The organism is Bacillus sp. Root131, assembly GCF_001429475.1.
In the GTDB taxonomy this organism is placed as follows: domain Bacteria; phylum Bacillota; class Bacilli; order Bacillales; family Bacillaceae_G; genus Bacillus_A; species Bacillus_A thuringiensis_S.
On sequence record NZ_LMJQ01000001.1, the window covers coordinates 2,655,204 to 2,677,417 of the forward strand.

Genomic DNA, 22,214 nt, shown 5'->3' on the forward strand with positions numbered 1-22,214 from the left:
TCATTGAAATACATACGTGAAAATAGCCAATATGGAGGTGAAGCAAAAGAGATTTCTAGATTAATTTAAGCAGTGTTATTCAGTGTAAGCATAATAAATCGCTAGTAATATTTGAAGAAAGGGTGTATGTGGTGCAAATTATAAAAAGATTAATTAACAAAACAGTTTTATTACTTACTTTAATCGTTATGTTATCATCTGTTTTCTCCTTTCATGGTGTGAAGGCAGTTTCAAATTCGAAAACAACTGAAGTTATCATTCATTACAAAGAGAAGCTTGGAAATACAAAAGACTGGAATCTTTGGTTATGGGGAGAAAATGCAAATGGTACATCTTATGAATTTACTGGTGAAGATGAATTTGGAAAATACGCTAAGATAAAAATAGACGGTGACTATAATCGTGTAGGATTTATAGTTCGAACAAATGAATGGGAAAAAGATGGTGGGGATCGTTGGATTGAAAATATAAAGGGCGGTCGTGCTGAAGTATGGATTCTTTCGGGCGATGAAAAAGTATATAACTCTAAGCCTTCTTCAGATCTCTCAATTCAAAAAGCAACTATTGATAGTTTCCATGAAATTACCATAACGACTAATGTCCCGTTTCATATTAGGGAAAAGAAAATTGAAATTGAAGGCATTAAAATTAAAAATATTAGTCCTTATGATATAAATAGTGGAGATATTACTAATAAGGTCAAAATAATTACGGAACAGAAAATTGATTTAAAACAAACATACAAAGTTAAAATAGAAAACTTAGCTGATACGAATACTGAAATTGGTAAAGTCATTCGTAGCGAGGAATTTGATAATTTATTTTATTATAGTGGTAACGATTTAGGGAATACATATACCGCGCAACATACAAAGTTCCGTTTATGGGCTCCTACTGCAAGCGAAGCGAAGTTAGTTACATATAAAAACTGGAACGATAAAATAGGTGCTGAAATAAACATGCAACAAGGTGAAAAGGGAACTTGGACAGCAGAACTAAAGGGGAATCAAAAAGGGCTCTTTTATACGTATAAGGTCAAAATTGGTGATACATGGACTGAAGCGGTTGATCCATATGTGCGTGCTGCTTCTGTAAATGGAGATAAAGGTGCAGTCGTTAATTTAGAAGAAACAAATCCGAAAAAATGGAAAGCAAACAAAAAGCCAAAATTTAAAAATCCGGAAGATGCTATTATTTATGAGTTACATGTACGCGATCTTTCCATCCAACCTGAAAGTGGTATTAAACAGAAAGGGAAGTATTTAGGTGTAACAGAAAAAGGAACAAAAGGGCCAGAAGGTGTAAAAACAGGACTTGATCATATAAAGGATCTAGGTGTTACTCACGTTCAGTTTTTACCGATATTTGATTATGCTTCTGTAAATGAAGAGACTTTAAATGAACCGCAATATAACTGGGGATATGATCCTAAAAATTTCAACGTTCCAGAAGGCTCCTATTCTACAAATCCTTATGAGCCGACTGTGCGAATAACTGAATTGAAGCAAATGGTTCAAACACTACATGATAATAATCTTCGAGTAGTGATGGATGTAGTATATAACCATATGTATAACGCTGCTGAATCTAATTTCCATAAGTTAGTTCCAGGTTATTATTATCGTTACAATGAAGATGGAACATTTGCAAATGGAACTGGAGTAGGAAATGATACTGCTTCAGAAAGAAAAATGATGAGGAAATTTATGATAGATTCCGTCACATATTGGGCAAAAGAATACAATTTAGATGGATTCCGTTTTGATTTAATGGGTATTCATGATTATGAAACGATGAATGAAATACGTAAAGCTGTTAATCAAATTGACCCTTCTATTATACTACACGGAGAAGGATGGGATTTAAATACACCTCTTGCAGCTGAGCTGAAAGCAAATCAAAAAAATGCAGAGAAAATGAAAGGGATTGCTCATTTTAACGATAATATACGTGATGGGTTGAAAGGTAGTGTATTTGAGGAAAAGGAAAATGGTTTTATAAATGGAAAGGAAAACATGGAAGATTGTATTAAAAAAGGTATTACGGCAGGTATTGACTACGATACAAATTCGTCTACCTATCAAGATCCGGAACAGGTATTAACTTATGTGGAAGCACATGACAATCATACATTATGGGATAAACTTGAGTTAACTAATTCAGGTGACAGTGAAGAAGTGCGAAAACAAATGCACAAATTGTCTTCTTCAATTTTATTAACATCACAAGGAGTTCCATTTTTACATGCAGGGCAAGAGTTTATGCGGACGAAATACGGTGATCATAATAGTTACAAATCTCCAGATTCAATTAACCAGATGGATTGGCTGCGCCGTGCAACGTTTAATAATGAAGTAGATTATATGAAGGGTTTAATAGAATTACGCAAAAAGTACTCAGCTTTTCGAATGACATCTGCAGAGCAAATAAAAACACACGTATCATTTATTGATGCCCCGAAAAATACGGTAGCTTATACAATAGAGGGGAATAAAAATGAATACTTTACAGTGGCTCACAATGCAAATAGAGAAGCTGTTGATATAACACTTCCATCGAAAGGTCCTTGGAAAGTACTAGTAGACGGGAAGCAGGCGGGAAGTAAACCACTTTATGTTGTCCATGACAATAAAATTAAAGTTCCTGCATTAAGTTCATTTGTCTTAAAAACAGAGAAACCGATTAAATAAAAGCGAAGAATGTGGAAATAAATACTGCATTGAGCAAATTTAACAAGGATTGCAAATAAAAAAAGCGAAGTGAAGATTATTCTCACTTCGTTTTTAAAGTTAATGTAATATAATTTCACATACTGTAATTATATTACAATTTAATAAAAGAAATAAGCAATAGATTATTTCTTTTGTGGCAGTAGGAGAAGAAGATATCTTTGAGTTTATTTATAAAATTACCTGAAATACATTCGTAATTCAGATAATGTTTATTATATATTCGAACATATAACGAACTAGATGTTCGAGTTGTATTAATTCCTACAAATCGTTTAAAAATAACAAAGGCGTAAAAAGTATAAGGAATTAAAATAGAGAAAAGACACCATTCAAGGTGTCTTTTCTCTATTTTGAATATGAAATGTAAGTAACTCGATTGTATGTAATAGTATGTGATATTTTCACACTAACTGATTAAGAAAAATTTAAAACTCTTTTCTTAATCTATTTGTAATAAATTACATCATAAAATTTTATCGATATAATAAATAAAACTTTCTCAACATTATTTGATTTAATAACTATATTCAACCGCTCTCCAATCCATTACAATAATTTCACATTGGAAATACATGAATATTCTCAATGTTATAAATGGTTTATACCTTATAGGATTACTATGGGAAAGGATGTGAAATATCCAAAAAGAAATCATTTTTTATGATGAAATAAAAAATTTTAATGAAGAAAAAGTTATTTCATTATTTTCAAGTTTCGTTAAAGTGCATGTATTTATAATCACTATGAGACAAGGAGCAGAATCCAAAAAAATTTTTGTAAATTAGAAAATTGCATTTCAAAAATAAGTTAAACGTTTATGGAGGGTTATATGAGCGAGAAAATTTATTACTGGTCTCCGATTAAGCATTGGGAGAAGTTGCATAATGAAGTTTTGATAGGGGAAATGAGATTTACAGGTATTCTGTCTGAGTGGTTTCCAGATTTTTATTTTATGGCTCAAAAAGGTGTGAAAATTAGTGAACTAGTAGAGCGCTTTTCGTTAGGAAATGTAGAAGAGACACAAAAAAACATAGAGCTCATGATAAAAAATCGTGTGTTAGTAAGTAATATATTACACCCAAGAGAAGTATTTTCTTCACAAGAAAAGATTTTTTCAAATCCATATAGCAACCAGATTCGCTTTTCTAAAGAAAAGTTAGATAAGTATATGAGTGAACAATTAAATCGCACGCACGTTGCTGCACGGTCGACCGAAATTCAACTTGAAACAACAAATGAGCTACCTACTATAATTAAGGAACGTAGATCTTGTCGTCAATTTGATACGGAAAAACATATTAGTTTTTCGGAATTTTCCCAATTCTTATCAACTCTAAAACAGGTTAAGGAAGAAAAAATATACTATCATTACGCAAGTGCAGGCGGGCTCTATCCCATTGATATCTTTGTTTATATAAAACCAAAACGTATAGAGGGTATGAAAGCTGGATTTTATTATTATAACCCATCAAAAAACAGTCTTGTGATTGTAAACAACATTGATCAAGTGATCAAAAGTGATCATGAGTTAATTAATCAGGATTTATTTACTCAATCTGCATTCTCAGTTTATTTGATTTATAATGCGAACGCTTCTATCCCGAAATACGGTTCAGATGGATATTTATTTGCTTGTATTGAGTCAGGCATTATCACTGCTACCTTAAATATGGTTGCTGAAACATTAAATTTAGGGGTTTGTTCAGTTGGTCATATGAAATTTGAAGATATTCAGCAATTTTTATGTTTGGATAATCATCAAGTGTTTCTCCATGGGCTTGAAGTTGGCTTAAAAATTAACGAGTAGAAGAAATGAATATTAGGGGGATAAAGATAAAAATGCACATTAAAGATCGAAGTTCAATTCATGAAAATAAAGAAGTAGAAGCGTTTTGGAAGGAGCAATTATCTTCCGAGATTCTCGATTTTTCTGTATTTAAATTTAATAGCGATTACCAACTAAATAAAGAAACACCTTGTGAGTACGTTCAAGTCAGAGTGAATGTAGAATTTAGTAAAAGTATACAAAAAATAAGTAAGTCTCAAGATTTATTATTATTTAGCTGGTTTCAAGCCGCTTTAAGGGTTTGTTTGGCACATTATACAGATCAAGAAAGAATTACCATTGGTATTCCTAGAATTGAAAAGAATCTTGAACAAAGTGAGAATCTTAATAAGTTGATTCCTTTAGGAAGTGAAATCCATCCGCATCACCCCTTTAAACAATTAGTAAATGAGATTGAACAAACGACTTTATTCGGGTATGAAAATCAGGAGTATCCGCTCTCTGAATTATTAGTTAAACACAATTTAACTCCTTTTCAAATTGTAATCGGGATGGAAGGATTACATAATGAAAATTCGCTAGAAGAATACGCAGAGAATAATTTAGCCCTATGGATACGAAGAAAATGGAATGAAATACATAATGAATTTGAATTTCAAATTTCTTGTAAGTCCCGTTCATTCTCTTCTTTGCAACAGTTTGCCAATTCGTATTGTTATGTTTTAAAGCAAGTTTCACAAAATCCGAATTTGGCATTGAAAGATATTTGTATTATTGCAGAAGAAGAAAAAGAGTTGTTAGAAGGATTGAATACTTTTCAAACGGGCATAGACTTGTTTCAATCATTTCAAGATTTGTTTGAAGCGCAAGTATTAAAAACTCCAGATCAAATTGCTGTTGTTTGTAATGATCAATCTTTGACATATAGAGAATTGAATAAGAAAGCGAATCAATTGGCTTCTATTCTTCAAAGTAAAGGTGTTTCAAAAGAAAGTATTATTGGCGTTATGGTAGATCGGTCATTAGAAATGATTATTGGTATGATGGGGATTTTAAAAGCAGGAGCAGCGTATTTACCAATCGACCCTAACTACCCAACTGAACGAATTGAATATATGTTACAAGATAGTCAAGCAAAATATTTACTTAGTAAGCGAACAGAGGAAGTATTGCCGCAATTTGCGGGTGAAGTACTGTATCTTGATAAAGAATATCTTTTCCAAGGTGAAGAAAGTAATTTAGTACGAGAACATAATCCTAATGATTTGGCTTATGTTATTTACACATCAGGATCGACAGGAAATCCAAAAGGGGTAATGATAGAACAAAAATCGCTAGTTCATTTTTTAAATGTAATGAGAGAAAAAGTAAAAGCTAATCAATCATTCTTGTTTCTTGCTAGTGTATCTTTTGATATTTCCTTGTTAGAAATATGTCTTCCTTTAACGCAAGGTTCAAAAGTAGTAATTGCTACAGAGGAACAGTTTGCAACAAAAGAATTGGCTCATTTGGTCAAAAAACATAAGGTGGATTTATGGGAATCAACGCCATCGCGAATGGAAGTGATTTTGAGTGATCCAGAAGGGGCAAATTTTCTAAAAGATTTAAAATCTATTTTATTAGCAGGAGAAGCATTTTCCATTGATTTGGTTGAAAAAATTCGTTGTATCAGTGAAGCAACAATTTTAAATATTTATGGTCCCACAGAAACAACCATTTGCGCAACAGTAAAAGACTTGAGCACTTCCAAAGAAGTTACGATCGGCAAACCAAATCCGAATTATCATTCCTATATATTGAATAAGTATGGCCAATTAAAACCATTTGGAATTCCCGGTGAACTCTGCATTGCTGGAGTAGCGGTAGCACGAGGGTATCTTGGTAAAAGTAAACTGACAGATGAAAAATTTGTACAGAGTCCTTTTGCGGCAGGGGAAATGATGTATCATACAGGTGATCTCGTTCGTTGGTTGCCTAATGGAGAACTTGAGTATTTAGGTCGAATGGATCATCAAGTGAAAATTCGAGGGTATCGGATTGAATTAAGAGAAATCGAAACTCAATTAAGGGAATATCCAGAAATAAACCAGGCTATCGTTGTTGATCAAGTGTATGGAAATAGGAAATTATTAGCTGCCTACTATGTATCGGATAACAAGGTGTCTTTTGGTGAAATCAGAAAATATTTAAGTGATAAATTACCTGAGTTTATGATTCCTGAAAAAATGATTCAGGTAGAAGAGATTCCATTGAATCCAAATGGAAAAGTGGATAGAAAAAGGTTATTGGATATAACCCAAACGGATTATGTATCAATTCCATACGTTGCCCCGCGCAATGAAATTGAACAAAAATTGGTGCGTGCGTGGGAAAAAGTTATGGAGATTGAGGGAATCGGTATTCATGATAATTTTTTTGCATTAAAAGGAGAATCCATTAAAGCACTTCAGGTAATTAATTTATTAAGAAAAGACTGCTTAAAAATAAGTACAACAGATTTTTTTAAGCACCCTACAATCGCTCAACTGAGTTCTTGTGTAAAGTTAGAGCATAAAGAAGAAAACTTTGAAAGTAAACCAACTCATGTTAAAGATTTGTCTAATCCATTCTCCTTAACAGAAGTTCAGACAGCGTATATGTTAGGAAGGAATTCACAGTTTGAATTAAGTGGTATTTCCCCTCAAACATATTTTGAATATGAAACAGCATTGGATATCAATCGTCTTTCAAAAAGTTTTCAAAAGGTGATCCATCGTCATCCAATGTTGCGAGCTGTAATTTTACCAGAGGGAAAACAGCAAATATTACAAAGCGTTCCTGATTACGAGATTGAAATAGAGAGTCTCATAGATTTAGATGATAGGAATCAACATGCTCGCTTACAAGAAGAGCGTTCTCGAATGACTAACCATGTATTCCCTTTGGGGCAATGGCCTTTGTTTGAATTGAAAGCTTTTCTTTTAAAAGAAGACACGTATTTATTATGTTTTCGATACGATGCTTTGTTAATGGACGGAGCAAGCATGAACATTGTTGGACAGGATTTGTTGCATTATTATTATAAACCAAATCAAAAATTAGAATCTTTATCTTTTGATTTTCAAGATTATATGTTTATCTATGATGAAATGAAACAAATCGGAGAATATAAAACAGCAAAAGATTATTGGACAAGTAAGCTTCCTGACTTTCCGTTTGCACCTTCTTTGCTGTTAAAAAAGGATCCAGCAGAGATTGCTACTCCTAAATTCCAATCACTTACAAAAATCCTGGACAATGAAAAATGGACAAAGCTACGAAAGTTAGCACAAGAGAAAGAGGTAACGCCTTCCGCTCTACTTTGTACAATATATGGTGATGTGTTGGCATATTGGAGTAATCAACGTCGATTAGCAATTAATTTGACTGTATTTAACCGTTATCCTGTTCATGATGAAGTAGAACAGATTGTAGGAGATTTCACATCGCTTATTTTGTTGGATGTTGATGTAAAACCAGAGCAAACTTTCTTTACTAGAGTAAAAGAAACGCAATCTACTTTATTAGATGGCCTTGAACATCGTCATTACGATGGAGTTAACTTTATTCGAGATTTTACTCGATATCATCAAATGACGCCAAAAGCAGTTATGCCAATCGTTTTCACCTCGATGTTAGCAGGTGCAGGTGCTTTCTCTTGGGAACAACTTGGTTCTCTTCGCTATATTCATGCTCGGACTCCACAAGTGTATTTGGATAATGTAGTAATTGAAAAAAATGGTGAGTTATTAATTAGCTGGAATTATGTTGAAGAGTTGTTTGATATTGATGTGATAGAAGCAATGTTTTCCCAATTTGTTGACTTATTGGAACAATTGGTGAAACAAAGCGATATAACATCTTTGCAGATGAAAGAATCGGATCAAACTTTAATTGAACAATATAATGAAACAACAGAAAAAATACCTTCAACTACTCTGTATCAATTATTTACAGACCAAGTAAAACGTACACCGAATGAAGTAGCGGTGGTATTTGAGCAAAAATGGTTAACATACTCGGAACTTCATAAACGCTCCAATCAAATTGCCCACTTCTTAAAAGAGCAGGGCATTGGTCTTGGTGACAAAGTCGGTCTTTTAGCCAAAAGACGAGTTGACACAATTGTTAATATGCTAGGTATTTTAAAAGCAGGTGCTGCTTATGTTCCGATTGATCCCAATCATCCTTTAGATCGCCAAACATATATTTTAAAAAATAGCTCATGCAAGCTTTTATTAGAACCTAGTCTTTATGAAGAAAATGATTTGTCATTTTATACAACAGAAGACATGCCCGCTATTGCTGGTCCAGAAGATATTGCCTATATTATATACACTTCAGGAAGTACAGGAAAACCAAAAGGAGTAATTATTACTCACCAAGCGGTTACAAATACGATTCAAGACATAAATCAAAAATATGAGGTAAATGAAGATGATCGTATTATTGGTATCTCTTCCATGTGTTTTGACCTATCTGTATACGATATTTTCGGAGCTTTAAGCACAGGTGCAATGTTAGTAATGATTCGTGATCCGAGAGACATGCAAGAATTAATCCGCACTGTCGAACGTAGAGGGATTACAATTTGGAATACAGTGCCTGCAATCATGGATTTGGCATTGGATCAAGTAGGTTCTCATTTTGAACATTCTTCTTTACGTTTAGTTTTACATAGTGGAGATTGGATTCCCCTTTCTTTACCAGAAAAAATAAAACGACATTTTCCGATTGCAGAAGTAGTTTCACTAGGAGGAGCAACAGAAGCATCGATTTGGTCAATTTATTATCCGGTCAAACAGGTGGAATCACATTGGAATAGTATTCCATACGGGATGCCCTTGGCAAACCAAACGTATTATGTGTTGAACTATGAAAAGAAAATGTGCCCTGTTGGTGTAATTGGAGATTTATATATCGGGGGAGTGGGCCTTGCTAAAGGATATTTAAATGATGAAAAGAAAACAAATGAAGCGTTTGTGTCACATCCTGATTTTGGTCTTATATACAAAACAGGAGATTGTGGAAAAATGCATTCTGAGGGATATATTGAATTTTTAGGCCGCCAAGATTACCAAGTAAAAATTCAAGGGTATCGAGTAGAGTTAGAAGAAATCGCTCATTGTCTTCTAACTTATAAACAAGTCGAACATGCTGTCGTAATTGATCAAACAGATGAGAACGGAATAAAATTTTTAGTTGCATATGTGGTAACTGAGCAAAATATTAGTACAACAGAACTACGAAAGCATTTGCGAGATCACTTGCCAGATTACATGATTCCTTCTTATTTTGTTTATTTGGATCAATTACCCTTGACTCCAAACGGTAAATTAGATAGAAAAGCGCTCCCTACTCCCGAGAAACAAACAAATGAAGTATTTATTGCTCCAAAAACTGAAATGGAAAAAATATTAACTAGTATTTGGCAAGAAGTACTCAAAATAGATCAAGTTGGAGTAAATGATCATTTCTTCGCCTTAGGTGGAGATTCGATAAAAGCGATTCAAGTGTCCGTCAGACTGTATCGACAAGGATTTGAGCTTGAACCAAAAAATCTATTTTCATTTCCTATATTAAGGGACATGGTTCAATTTGTTAAAAAGCTAGACCATTTTTCAAGTTCACAAACAAATGATGTAAACATAATGAACGATAATAAAGCTACATTACTAAATATTAAAGATAAACAACTTAATCAACAAACACTTACCAAAATACAAGAAAAAATGCCGGATATAAAAATAGAACGTATTTACCCGTTAGCACCTTTCCAAGAAGTTATTTATGAACATGCTACGAATGAACCTGATACAAATGCATATTTTGAACAAACAATTTGGGTACTTGAGGGGGAGTTGGATATTAAACTCTTTATTCAGTGTTTCCAACAATTAGTTGATCGTCATGATTCTTTAAGAACAATAATTGTGCAAGATGAACAAGCAAAACCTTGGCAAGCTGTTCTATATGATGTTCAAATAAATTCAGAAATAAAAAACTTGATTGAGATGACGAAACAAGAACAGCAAGAATTCCTAAAACAGTGGATGAATGAAAATTTAAGTCGAGGATTTAAAAATGATGAACTTATGACACGTCTCTGTATATTCCAACTAGGTAATAACGAGCATAAGGTAATTTGGAGTTCCCATCATCTATTATGTGATGGTTGGAGCGTCAGCATTTTGATAGACGAATTATTCCAGCTCTATGAAACAACAAATGCGGGAACTACGGCGGGGTTACCTATAGTAAAACCTTTTGAAACATTCATAGACTGGACTTTGGTACAAGATCATGAGAAAGCACGTCATTTTTGGAGGGATTATTTATCAGGATACAATCAGAAAATTAGTATTCCTAAAAAGGAAGTCCCATCTAAAAGTGAAGGGTTAAACTTCACTTTTATGGATTTAACCTTAGACAAGGATTTGACTAATCAGTTACAGACATTTGTAACTAAAAACAATATAACTATGAATACAGCACTACTAGCTGTATGGGGAATATTACTTGGCAAATTCAACGGAACGAGAGAAGTAGTATTGCCTAATCTCGTATCAGTCAGACCTCCCGAAGTAGAAGGAATTGAAAGTATGTTCGGTCTGTTCACAAATGTTTTGCCTATCCGATTAGCATGGACAGAAACGCAGTCTTTTGTGGACTTCCTGCAAAAGGTACAACTAGAGACATTGAAATGTAATGAGTATGCATACTATTCATTTGTTGATATACAAAAGCAAAGTGAATTAAAAACTGAGTTGACTGACCATCTTTGGGTTTTTGAAAACTATCCAACTAATCCAGCAATCTTTTCTTCAAATGAAAACAGACATTTTGCTATCACGGATTACGAAGTTGTTGATGAGCCACATGTAAAGTATGGAATTATGTGCTTCCCTGAAGAAAGACTTACAATAAAGTTTGGATATGATCAAACGGTATATGAAGCAGAGAAAATACAGGAAATATTAAATCACATCCATTGCTTAATCAACATGATTCTTCAAAATCCAATACAAACAATTTGTGATTACAAATTATAAAAAATGAAAAGGCGAGCAAGAACTCGCCTTTTTAAATAGAATAGGGGTAAATCAAATGACAAAAAACTTGCAGCTATCAGCCGAAGAAATGCGTCAGTTAGGATATCAAGCGGTTGACTTGATTGTTGATCATATGAATCATTTAAAAAGTAAACCAGTTTCAGAAACGATTGATAGTAATATTTTTAGAGACAAGCTAATTGAAACGATTCCGGAAAACGGATCTAATCCAAAAGAATTACTTCATTTTCTTAATAACAATGTGTTTAATCAAATTACTCATGTGGATCATCCTCATTTTATGGCTTTTGTGCCAGGTCCTAACAATTATGTTGGTGTATTAGCAGATTTTTTAGCAAGTGGGTTTAATGTATTTCCTACAGCTTGGATAGTAGGTGCAGGTGCCGAACAAATTGAATTAACGACAATTAACTGGTTAAAATCAATGCTAGGATTCCCTGATTCAGCTGAAGGACTATTTGTCAGTGGTGGTTCCATGGCTAATTTGACTGCACTTACTGTAGCGAGACAGGTCAAGCTGAATAATGACATAGAAAATGCGATTGTTTATTTTTCTAACCAAACTCATTTTTCTGTAGATCGAGCACTTAAAGTATTAGGTTTTAAACAGCATCAAATTTGCCGAATTGAGACAGATGAAGACTTAAAAATTTCAGTTAGTACTTTAAGAAAACAAATAAAAGAAGATCGATTAAAAGGGAAAAAACCATTCTGTGTTATTGCTAATGCAGGGACAACGAATTGCGGAGCGGTGGACTCCCTCGATGAATTGGCTGATGTATGTGGTGATGAAGATATATGGCTACACGTGGATGGGGCTTATGGGGCTGCAGCAATTCTCAGTGAAAAAGGAAGGGAGTTATTAAGTGGAATTCATCGTGCCGATTCTTTAACGTTAGACCCGCATAAATGGCTTTTTCAGCCTTATGATGTTGGTTGTGTACTTATTCGAAATAGCCAATATTTAAGTGAAACATTCCGTATGATCCCAGAGTATATTAAGGATACAGAAACTAATATAGAAGAAAAAGTGAATTTTGGGGAGCGTGGAATTGAACTTTCTCGTAGATTTAGAGCATTAAAGGTATGGCTTTCTTTTAAAGCATTCGGAGTTACAGCTTTTCGTGAGGCAATTGATCATGGCATTATGCTAGCTGAACAAGTTGAAGAGTTTTTAAGGAAAGAAAAAGATTGGGAAGTAGTAACACCCGCCCAATTAGGAATTGTTACTTTTCGTTATATTCCATGTGAGCTAACATCTACAGATACAATTCATGAAATAAACAAAAAATTGGTGGAAGAAATTAATCAAAGAGGATTTGCTATGCTAAGTACTACTAAATTAAAAGAAAAAGTAGTAATTCGACTTTGCTCTATCAACCCAAGGACAACAAAAGAAGAAATACTTCAAATCATGATGAACATAAAAGCATTGGCAGAGGAAATAAACACATCGCCTAAACATCTTATATCTGTTTCTCAACCTTGATATATTAGGCGGATTTTACATATTAATAGCCGATTCTCATTTAGAATCGGCTATTATGTTTAAATGATAACATATATACTATTTATAAGTATTTATCTTGTAATGGGATTAAGCCTCAACCTTGGATACTCGTTTGAAACCAGTCTTTATTGCTTGTACTATTTCGTTCACAGCATAAATAGATACATCGGCATTTGGATTTAACCCTTCAAACCAGTGATAGGCATTTGGATATAAATGAAACTCCACATCAACACCAGCTTGCGCTAGTTTGCTTACATAGGTTAATGTTTCGCTGCGGAATGGATCTAATTGACCAACAAATGTGTAAGTATACGGTAAGTCACTATAATCCTCAGCTCGAGAAGGTGCTGCATAGGCAGGGATTTGATCCGTTCCATACATTTCTCCTAAATACATTTTCCAGCCAGCTTCATTTTCCTTTTGATTCCAAACAAATCCCTCTTTAATTTCATTCGCTGAAGGTGTATCATTTCTGTCATCAATCATTGGATATAGTGGCATTTGTAAACAAATTGAAGGATATTTTCGATCTCGGGCTAATAATGATAATGCTGCTGTTAGTCCACCGCCGGCACTTACTCCTGCAACCCCAATACGATTTGAATCAATGTTTAATGACTTTGCATTATCAGCAATCCATTTTAAAGCTGAATAACAATCCTCAATTGGTGCTGGGTAAGGGTGTTCAGGTGCTAAGCGGTAGTCTACAGATACAACCACACAGCCAGCTTCTTTTGCAAACCTCATACAAGTATCATCGTTATCATCTATAGAACCTAAGATATAACCACCACCATGTATCCATAATAAGACAGGTAAAGATTCATGATTTGATTTTGGACGATAAATTCGTAATGGTAACGGATTATCATCAGGCCCAACAATGACTTTATCTGTTAAAGAAAGAGAGTCATCAACAACGGTAGGTGGTCTCATTTGAGCTATTCCTTCTCTGATTGATTGCAAGTTTTCCGGGCGTAAATCGAGATCCGGAAACATCTCTAACCCTTGTAATAATTCTGGATTTACTCTAGTTTTCATTTTAGCACCTCTATTTGTAATTGTTTTCAAATAAATGAAGTGTATATTCTAAGTAGTTTAATTGTGAAAGAACACCACAATTAAATTGTAAATTGGATATGTTATAACGGTCAACAGAATATTCGGAAATTAAAACCTTTCTCAAGAAGGACTTTCATGCAATTAATAATACAAGTATTGGATTTAAGAGCAAAGTGGTTTAATGTCGTTGTAATTATGTACATTAGAAAAATTTCTTTTTGAGTCTAGAAAAGGATTAGATTCTTTTCTAGACTCATGAAGAATTATGAAAAGCAAAATTTTATAGATAGTTATCTTAAAAATAAACAAAGAGAGAAGAACTAACCAATGTTCTTCTCTCTTTTTCATATGTAATTAGGGTATCCTTAACTGCAAATACGGATGGTATAGATTAATGGATGAATAATTTCCTTTTAAATTAATAACGGAATACATAAAGATTTTTATATGTAATATTGCATATACAGGGACTACTAGTGAAAATGTTGAGCAATGTTTTTCCATATGGTAAATTAGTTCCTTAGTTATTTATTTTATTTCATTTTCAATCGTGTAAGGCTAGGGGCGAAGATTTACAAAGGTGACTAGTAAAAAATATAACAATATAAGTATAAGATTTTGTACTTAGTAATCTCGCGATTTAAGGCATGACATTGGATAAGTGCGGGGAGTTCAATCGATTTTGAATAAAATCAATAGTATCAGTTGCAATTTTTTTACGTTTAAGAACGATCCCGGCATGCCCACATTTATAAATATATCGTGGAGGTCTTTCCCAAGATTCCCACAAGTAGTCTGTATCCTCAGAATGCACATATAGATCATGCTTACCTGAAATTAATAAAATATTTTCTTTTTTTACTTTTGGCAATGCTTGACTCGGTTCAGTGATTTTCCAATAATCTATTAAATCATCATACGTAACACCATGATGTTCCAAGTCTTCTCTAATAAATTTACCTGGAGTTGTATTCCAAATAGAATAAGAAAGTCGATTTGCATAGAAAATGGATGCTAACACATCAATTTCTTCTTCAACAAGAGAGGTTAAGTTAGTAATAAATCCGCCTAAACTAATTCCTATTAGAATCAGGGGCCCATTTTTATTTGCTTTAATCCATTTAATCAAAGCTCGTAAGTCAGCTACCGCTTGTCTAGTTGCTTGTAATGTTCGTTCAATATTTGCACTTACCATATACTCTCCACTGAATAAGGATTGATCGGGTTTTCTTTCAAAATGATAGGGTAGAGTGAAATAATACATATTCCACTTCAGGCTGGTCATATGATCGTGGAATATTTTTTTCACACGTTCGTTAGAATCCATTCTCCAACCGTGAACAAAGATAACATGAGGTGCATTTTCATTTTTATGTAAGAATAATTCCCCAGTTACAGAGTCGTTGCGTGAATCACCGGATTGAACCGAACTTTTATAGTTGAATTGCCCAACCATGTATTCATTTTCCTGCTTTGAATGCTTAATGTCAAAATGAAAATGTGATGGTTGTACTTTATAAAAAGATTCTATGTCCTTTATATTTAATGAAGTGTTAGAAAGGGAAGTAAACTGAAATGCTACACTTCTTTTTTTATGTAAATCATATAAGGCGTACCGATCAATGAGTTTTGAAAAAATCAAATTAACCTCCTCCAAAATACATATTGTTTAAAACATGGACAAAATTTATGTTGTAAATTAATTATAAAATATTCTCTTTTCCTAATAGTAGGTGATAAATTTGTATATCATATTATAAAGCTTGCAATAAAATAAAACTATAAATATATACTAAAATTTAAGAAGTAAGTTAATGTTCATATCCGTATAAAAGAATATTAAATTGTTTCTTTTCTTATTAAAAGATGTAATTTCTATTAGGAAACTTACTCATATAAATATTTACAAATAGGTTTCTCTATATTTATTGTATAGAAATTACACAGTAAATATTTTTTGTGCTACATACATTAAATTAATCTTAACCTTTAATAAATTTATTAAACGGAATAACTCCTTATCAATATTCAAAAACGGCTGCATTTTTGAATTTGTGTTCTAGCTTTTCTGAAACAGGTAAATAACTACACATAAACTCCTTATATCTCTAGTTAAACTACCGATTAGCTCCATATAAACTCTAGATAACCTATATAGAATACAAGTTATCAAGGAGGTAAGAAAAAATGAATTTTATGAAACGAGCAATTCTCAGTATGAAAAAAAGGATAGGAACATCATTAATTTTGATGGCAGTTTTTCTGATTGTTACAAATTTGGTTCTTTCAGGTTTCACAATCCAAAATGCATCAAAAAAAGCAGCGGATGCTGCAAGAAAAAAACTTGGTGCAGATGTTACTTTAGGTCTTGATTTCGACAAATTAGGTCAAAAAGCTAAGGAAACTGGAGAAATGCCAAATCCGCCGCAGCTCGATGCAAAAGAAACAGATCAATTAGCGAAGTCCAAGTATGTAAAAGATTATAATTACATAGCTAACACTTTCGGTATTTCTGATGGGCTTAAACTAGTAGGAGCTTCAGAAGGAGAAGGAAAAGGTAAAGTGGGAATGGCGGCTGCGCGAGGCGGTTCAAGCTCTGGTACAGAAATCGATATGAACGCTTCTTTTATGATTGAGGGAGTTCGCAAGACTGCATTACAAGAAAGCTTTAAAAACGGAAAAAGTAAAATCATTGATGGAAAACCAATAACAGAGCAAATGAAGGATCAGAATGTAGCTTTAATGGAAAAACGATTAGCGGAATTAAACAATTTGAAAGTAGGAGACAAAGTTAAAGTGCAATCAGGGGATAAGAAGGAAACCCTTGAGGTTGAAATTATCGGTATTTACGAAACAAATGAGCAAGCAATGGGTCAACAGGCTCCTCCTATTATGGATCCAGCTAATAAACTATATATGCCGCATTCAACTATGAAAAAATTAGAAGTAGACCAAGGTATAAGTAGTGTTCAAGTCGTGTATTTCTTGAATGATCCACAATATATTGATGCATTTAAAAAAGAAGCAAGAAAATTTAATATTGATTTTAATTATTATAAATTAGATGCGCATGATTCATTGTACAAGCAAATGATTGGTCCTATCGAAAATATCTCTTCGACTTCTCAAATGATTATTTATATTGTATCGATTGCAGGTGCGATCATTTTAGGATTAATCATAATGCTATCAATTAAAGGGCGTCGTAAAGAAATGGGAATTCTATTGTCCATTGGAGAGAAAAAGTGGAAGCTGATGGCGCAATTCGTAGTAGAAGTAGTGTGTGTCGCTATTTTAGCATTTGGATTATCCATAACAACAGGAGCTAAAGTTTCTCAATATATCGGGGATAATTTACTTTCGAATGAAATTGCTACTTCAAGCGAAGAAACAGATACCTCGCAACATGGTACTGTAATGATGGCTGGACCTGGTGGTACTCTACAAAATCAAAAAGAAGATCCGATTAATAAAATTGATGTAAGTGTAACAGGAGAAGATGTAGGAAAAATGGGTGGAATTGGACTAGCTATTGCTATAATAGCAACGCTTCTTCCGGCATTATCTATTCTACGTTTAAACCCAAAACAAATTCTTTTAAAAGATGAATGAGGAGGCTCGATATGGAGACAATTTTACAGTTTAAAAATTTAGATTATTATTATGAAAGTAATGGAAAAAATGTAGCGATACTAGAAAATGTTAACTTTTCTTTTCAAAAAGGACATTTCTACACGATTTTAGGACCATCTGGATCTGGTAAAACCACAACTCTAAGCTTAGGTTGTGGACTAGATGTCCCTAAAAATGGTTATGTACTGTATAATGGCAAAGATATTAGAAAAATTGGTTTGGATCGATACCGTAATCAAAATGTATCTGTAATTTTCCAATCTTATAACTTAATAACCTATATGACAGCTCTTCAAAATGTCTTAACAGCAATGGAAATTACAGGTGTTAAAGTGCAAAATAAAACAGCAAGAGCATTACAGTTATTAGAGAGGGTAGGACTCTCAGAAGCTGAAGCGAAACGAAACGTCCTGCAACTAAGCGGTGGGCAACAACAGCGTGTAGCAATTGCTCGAGCACTATCTTGTAATGTTGATTTATTGATTGCGGATGAGCCAACAGGAAACCTTGATGAGCAAACCGCAATGGATATTATAGAACTGTTTCAAGAACTTGCACATAAAGAGAATAAATGTATTATTGTTGTGACGCACTCACAGGAGGTTGCTAAAAAATCAGATCGTGCAGTGTATTTAAGTAAGAAGAAGTTGGTTGTAAATGAAATCTAATATAAACATCGTAGCTGTTCAATTCACATAATTTTCAAAATCTAGACCTTTCAAAAGCTTATATTTGATTTATAATAAAATCAAGCCATAATCAAAATGGTCTCCCTGTACTGAATGTTAAAATAGTTTGTTGTTCCCGTTTTAATAATATTTGAAAAAGAACTTGTAGGATATTCTACAAGTTCTTTTTAGTATAATTGGTTACCTATATCATGGGATAATCATACATAAAAAACGGAACATTACCTAGATGTATAATCTAAATATCGTCCCGTTTACCTATCTATGTATCTGTATAGTTATTGCAGAATTAAACCTACAATCATAATTAAACTAAATACTATCATCCAACCAAACGCACAATATCCAAAAATTTTAATCCATTTAGGTAATTGATTCATGTTAATTTTATTTGTGGGAACTCCTTGCATCGAAAACATCATTTTTTGATCTCTATCTCTATTATTTTGTTGTTCATACATAATATCATCACCTTTCCAGAACTATTGTGTTTATAGTATATCAACCTAAAGAAAATTATGTACAGAATAAAAGAGGATAGCATATATATTATGTGGTGAATTTTATAAATAAATGCATTTAATTGCCATGATTCTAAGTGCTAATACGTTATAAATACTGAACAAGAGCCCTACATAAATAGGACTCTTGTTCTTCAAATATTAACTTGCTGGATATGCATCAGAACCAAGATAACGTTCTTTTATAATTTGAAGATGATGAAGCTCATGACCGGCAATGATGTATGCTAATGCACGAACTGTAACTTCAGAATTATTCGCATTTCCTCTTTGTGACCAGGCTTCTTTATCTAAGCTTCTAAGTAAATACAGGGTAGATTGGCGAACAACTATTAAATTCTCAAGAAGATCTTGCATAGATTGCTTATCAAAAGCAGCTCTAAGAACATACATATCATCATTATAGCCTGGAAGTTCTGCTGTCTCGCCTCGAGCGATAGATAGCAATCGATACGCCATAATACGTTCTGTATCTGCTATATGACCGATTACTTCTTTTATACTCCATTTAGTAGGAGCATACCGGAAAAGTCCCTTACTATTAGAAATTCCCTTTAATAAAAGATTCGTTTCCTTCATTTGTTGTTCTAGAATATGTATGATATTTCCGTCTGATACCAAGTTGGTATACGTTGCATAATAGGAGTTATATTCACTTACCTTTGGTCTTATTTCCATACGAATCATCCTTTATGTTTAATCTTTACATATAGCTTATCATAAAAGAATTCCAAATTAATCTGAAAAATGGAGGTGAATAAACATTTTTCATCCTCCTTTTCAGTTTCATAGATGAAATGTATCTCAAATAAGAGAATCTAATTTGCTGCTAAGCGTAATTTCGCTTTTTTTTGCTGTTATAGGTAAACATTTAAGTTGAATACAGTTTGTCACTACTTATGACAATCGCCATTTAAAAAGTAGCATACGTCATTAAACGAAAAGCCTGTTAATAAGTTTATACTTACTACAAAAACAAATAAACTCGCCCTATTTAAAGGAGAGTTTATTTGTTTTTATGTTTAGATAGCGGAATACTCATGCAAAATTGCACACTATGTTCCATATTTTTTATTGAATACTTTATATCTAACGTTTCAAGAATTTGTTTAACAATATATAGCCCCAAACCACTTCCTCCAGTATTTCGATTCCTTGATTTTTCAATTCGATAAAATGGTTTGAAAATTTGTTGAATATCTTCATCTTTAATATTGATACCTGTATTTATAATTTTCATTTCGATTTGATCTTGTTTAGAATTCTCTCTTAACTTTATATAGACTTTTTCATTATGTGGTGAATACATAACCGCATTGTGGATAATATTTTTGCATGCTTTTTCTAAAAGAGCACAATCTGTATAAATAGAAAGGTCAGAATCAAATTCTTTTATTATTTCGATACTTTTTTGAGAAGCAAAAAATTCGAGATCTTTTGTGATTGTACCTATTAACTTTGAAGGATTAACTTCCTCTACTTTTAGTTTGAAGGTGTGTTGTTCTAATTTCGATACGCTTAAAATTTCACGAACTAATTGTTCCATACTTTCAATAATTTGATGATTTTTCTTTAAATATTGATCGCGATTTTGATAAGGGCCAATATTGTATATCATCCCTTCTAAGTATCCTTTCATTACAGTAAGAGGGGACTTTAATTCATGTGCTACAATCGCAAAAAACTCTCTGCGTTTTGTTTCTATTTCTCTTTCTTTTTCAATATCATTTTTTAATTGTTCATTTGCTTTTTTTAAATCAAACATAGCTTGTTGTAAGTTAATAGACATGTCATTCAAACTATTAGACAATTCTCCTAACTCATCTGTAGAGCGAACCTCAATTTTTTCGGAGAAATCTAAATTTGCCATCTTTTGTGCACCTTCATTAATATAAATAAGTGGCTTTGTAATAAACCTGGAATAAAAATAAGCACTTCCTATACCAATAATGAGCACAATGATACTAATATAGGGGAGAAATCGTACTAAAACCTGTGAAGCTTCATCAATCGGTTGAAATGTAGCAAAGACTATAAGTGTTAAACTACCATCTTGGAATTGAATTGGTTTCGTAACGTTATATGAATTGCTAAGGGTACTTGCATTCTCGAATCGTGTTGCTTTAGTAACTACTGTTTTTTGCGTACCACTTTGAATAAAAGAAAATGAAGGAGAGTAAATAATTACTCCTTCTTTATTTTGAAGGTAAAGCATCGCATTATTTTTTTTTGCGTATTCATCAAAAAGTGGTATCGCATCTTGAAACGTAAGATTTTTAGACTTATCAATGATTTCGTTTATCCCTGTTTGAAGTTGATCTGTTTTATATTGCTCATAAAACGTAGGGAGAAAGAAGTATAAAGTTAAATAAATCAATACTGCAAAGGATAACAAAATGAGAGATGTAGTCATAAAGAGTTTATAAGTAATTTGCTTCATCTTCATGAGTTTCACAATACTATTCATCAATTTTATAACCAATACCCTTTATTGTTTTAATATAAGGGATAGCTAATTTTTTGCGTAGGTTTTTAATATGTGTATCAATTATTCGTGTTTCTCCAAAATAATCGTACCCCCAAACCTTCTCTACGATATTTTCTCTTGTAAGTACTTTTCTCTCATTTTGAAATAGTAGTTGTAGAATTTCAAACTCTTTTGTCGTTAATATAATTTCAACATCATTTACATAGACTCTATATGCATCCACATCGATACGAACTTCTTTAAATATCAAATGATTATTTACATTTTTATCATAACTTCTTCTAAGTACAGCTTCGACTCGTCTAATCAAAACATGAAATGAAAAGGGTTTTGTTATATAATCATCGATCCCAAGATCGAATCCTTTCATTTGATCTTCCTCTTCTTCCAACGCAGTTAGCATAATAATTGGTACGTTTGACTGACTTCGAATCATTTTAGAAACTTCAAACCCATTAAGATTGGGCATCATGACATCTAGGAGAATTAAATCAAAGGATTGCTTATTAAATTGTGTCATACCCTCTAGTCCATCTGAAGCGACTACCACTGTATAATGCTGTGTCATTAAAAATTGTTTAATTAATTCCTGAATTTCTTGATCGTCCTCTACCACGAGAATATGATAGTTTTTCATAATATCACCTCTGGTAGTCATTATAGCCGTACTATCTGGAGTTTATGTGGAGATACAGTAGT

12 protein-coding genes are annotated in these 22,214 nt (G+C 32.9%); 6 read left to right on the forward strand and 6 right to left on the reverse strand.

The genetic code is table 11. The annotated features are described in order from the left end of the window. The first annotated feature begins 131 nt into the window (after positions 1 to 131). The 4 genes from pulA to ASE54_RS13400 all read left to right on the forward strand — a co-directional run bounded on the left by pulA (position 132) and on the right by ASE54_RS13400 (position 13,098). Entirely contained in the window at positions 132 to 2,690 is a 2,559-nt protein-coding gene (pulA, locus tag ASE54_RS13385) for a type I pullulanase (RefSeq protein ID WP_001165749.1), read from the forward strand. Positions 2,691 to 3,561: 871 nt separating this feature from the next. After that, a complete protein-coding gene (locus tag ASE54_RS13390; RefSeq protein ID WP_001290966.1) occupies positions 3,562 to 4,539 on the forward strand; it encodes a SagB/ThcOx family dehydrogenase in 978 nt (325 codons plus the stop codon). Between the two features lie 32 nt (positions 4,540 to 4,571). Further along, positions 4,572 to 11,588, forward strand: coding sequence for a non-ribosomal peptide synthetase (locus tag ASE54_RS13395; RefSeq protein ID WP_000547600.1), 7,017 nt, complete (start codon positions 4,572 to 4,574; stop codon positions 11,586 to 11,588). A 55-nt stretch (positions 11,589 to 11,643) separates the two neighbouring features. Beyond that, a complete protein-coding gene (locus ASE54_RS13400; RefSeq protein ID WP_000164809.1) occupies positions 11,644 to 13,098 on the forward strand; it encodes an aminotransferase class I/II-fold pyridoxal phosphate-dependent enzyme in 1,455 nt (484 codons plus the stop codon). A gap of 108 nt (positions 13,099 to 13,206) precedes the next feature. Here the strand turns inward: ASE54_RS13400 and ASE54_RS13405 are convergent, their stop codons facing one another. Next, positions 13,207 to 14,163: an alpha/beta hydrolase gene (locus ASE54_RS13405; protein WP_000857940.1), complete on the reverse strand. Its 957-nt coding sequence runs from the start codon at positions 14,161 to 14,163 to the stop codon at positions 13,207 to 13,209. 661 nt (positions 14,164 to 14,824) lie between these two features. Continuing rightward, complete coding sequence (locus ASE54_RS13410; protein ID WP_000577701.1) at positions 14,825 to 15,826, reverse strand: alpha/beta hydrolase family protein; 1,002 nt, start codon at positions 15,824 to 15,826, stop codon at positions 14,825 to 14,827. A 545-nt stretch (positions 15,827 to 16,371) separates the two neighbouring features. Here ASE54_RS13410 and ASE54_RS13415 point away from each other — a divergent pair. Beyond that, entirely contained in the window at positions 16,372 to 17,796 is a 1,425-nt protein-coding gene (locus tag ASE54_RS13415) for an ABC transporter permease (RefSeq protein WP_001010216.1), read from the forward strand. 11 nt (positions 17,797 to 17,807) lie between these two features. Next, complete coding sequence (locus ASE54_RS13420) at positions 17,808 to 18,485, forward strand: ABC transporter ATP-binding protein (RefSeq protein WP_000447865.1); 678 nt, start codon at positions 17,808 to 17,810, stop codon at positions 18,483 to 18,485. A gap of 299 nt (positions 18,486 to 18,784) precedes the next feature. Here ASE54_RS13420 and ASE54_RS13425 read toward each other — a convergent pair whose 3' ends face one another. The 4 genes from ASE54_RS13425 to ASE54_RS13440 all read right to left on the reverse strand — a co-directional run bounded on the left by ASE54_RS13425 (position 18,785) and on the right by ASE54_RS13440 (position 22,152). Then, a complete protein-coding gene (locus ASE54_RS13425; RefSeq protein WP_000273237.1) occupies positions 18,785 to 18,967 on the reverse strand; it encodes a hypothetical protein in 183 nt (60 codons plus the stop codon). Positions 18,968 to 19,168: 201 nt separating this feature from the next. Next, entirely contained in the window at positions 19,169 to 19,705 is a 537-nt protein-coding gene (locus ASE54_RS13430) for a DinB family protein (RefSeq protein ID WP_000405918.1), read from the reverse strand. A 328-nt stretch (positions 19,706 to 20,033) separates the two neighbouring features. After that, positions 20,034 to 21,494, reverse strand: coding sequence for a HAMP domain-containing sensor histidine kinase (locus ASE54_RS13435; RefSeq protein ID WP_001084893.1), 1,461 nt, complete (start codon positions 21,492 to 21,494; stop codon positions 20,034 to 20,036). Next, a complete protein-coding gene (locus ASE54_RS13440; RefSeq protein WP_000800727.1) occupies positions 21,487 to 22,152 on the reverse strand; it encodes a response regulator transcription factor in 666 nt (221 codons plus the stop codon). Before ASE54_RS13440 ends, ASE54_RS13435 begins: the two co-directional genes overlap by 8 nt. Between the last annotated feature and the right edge of the window lie 62 nt (positions 22,153 to 22,214).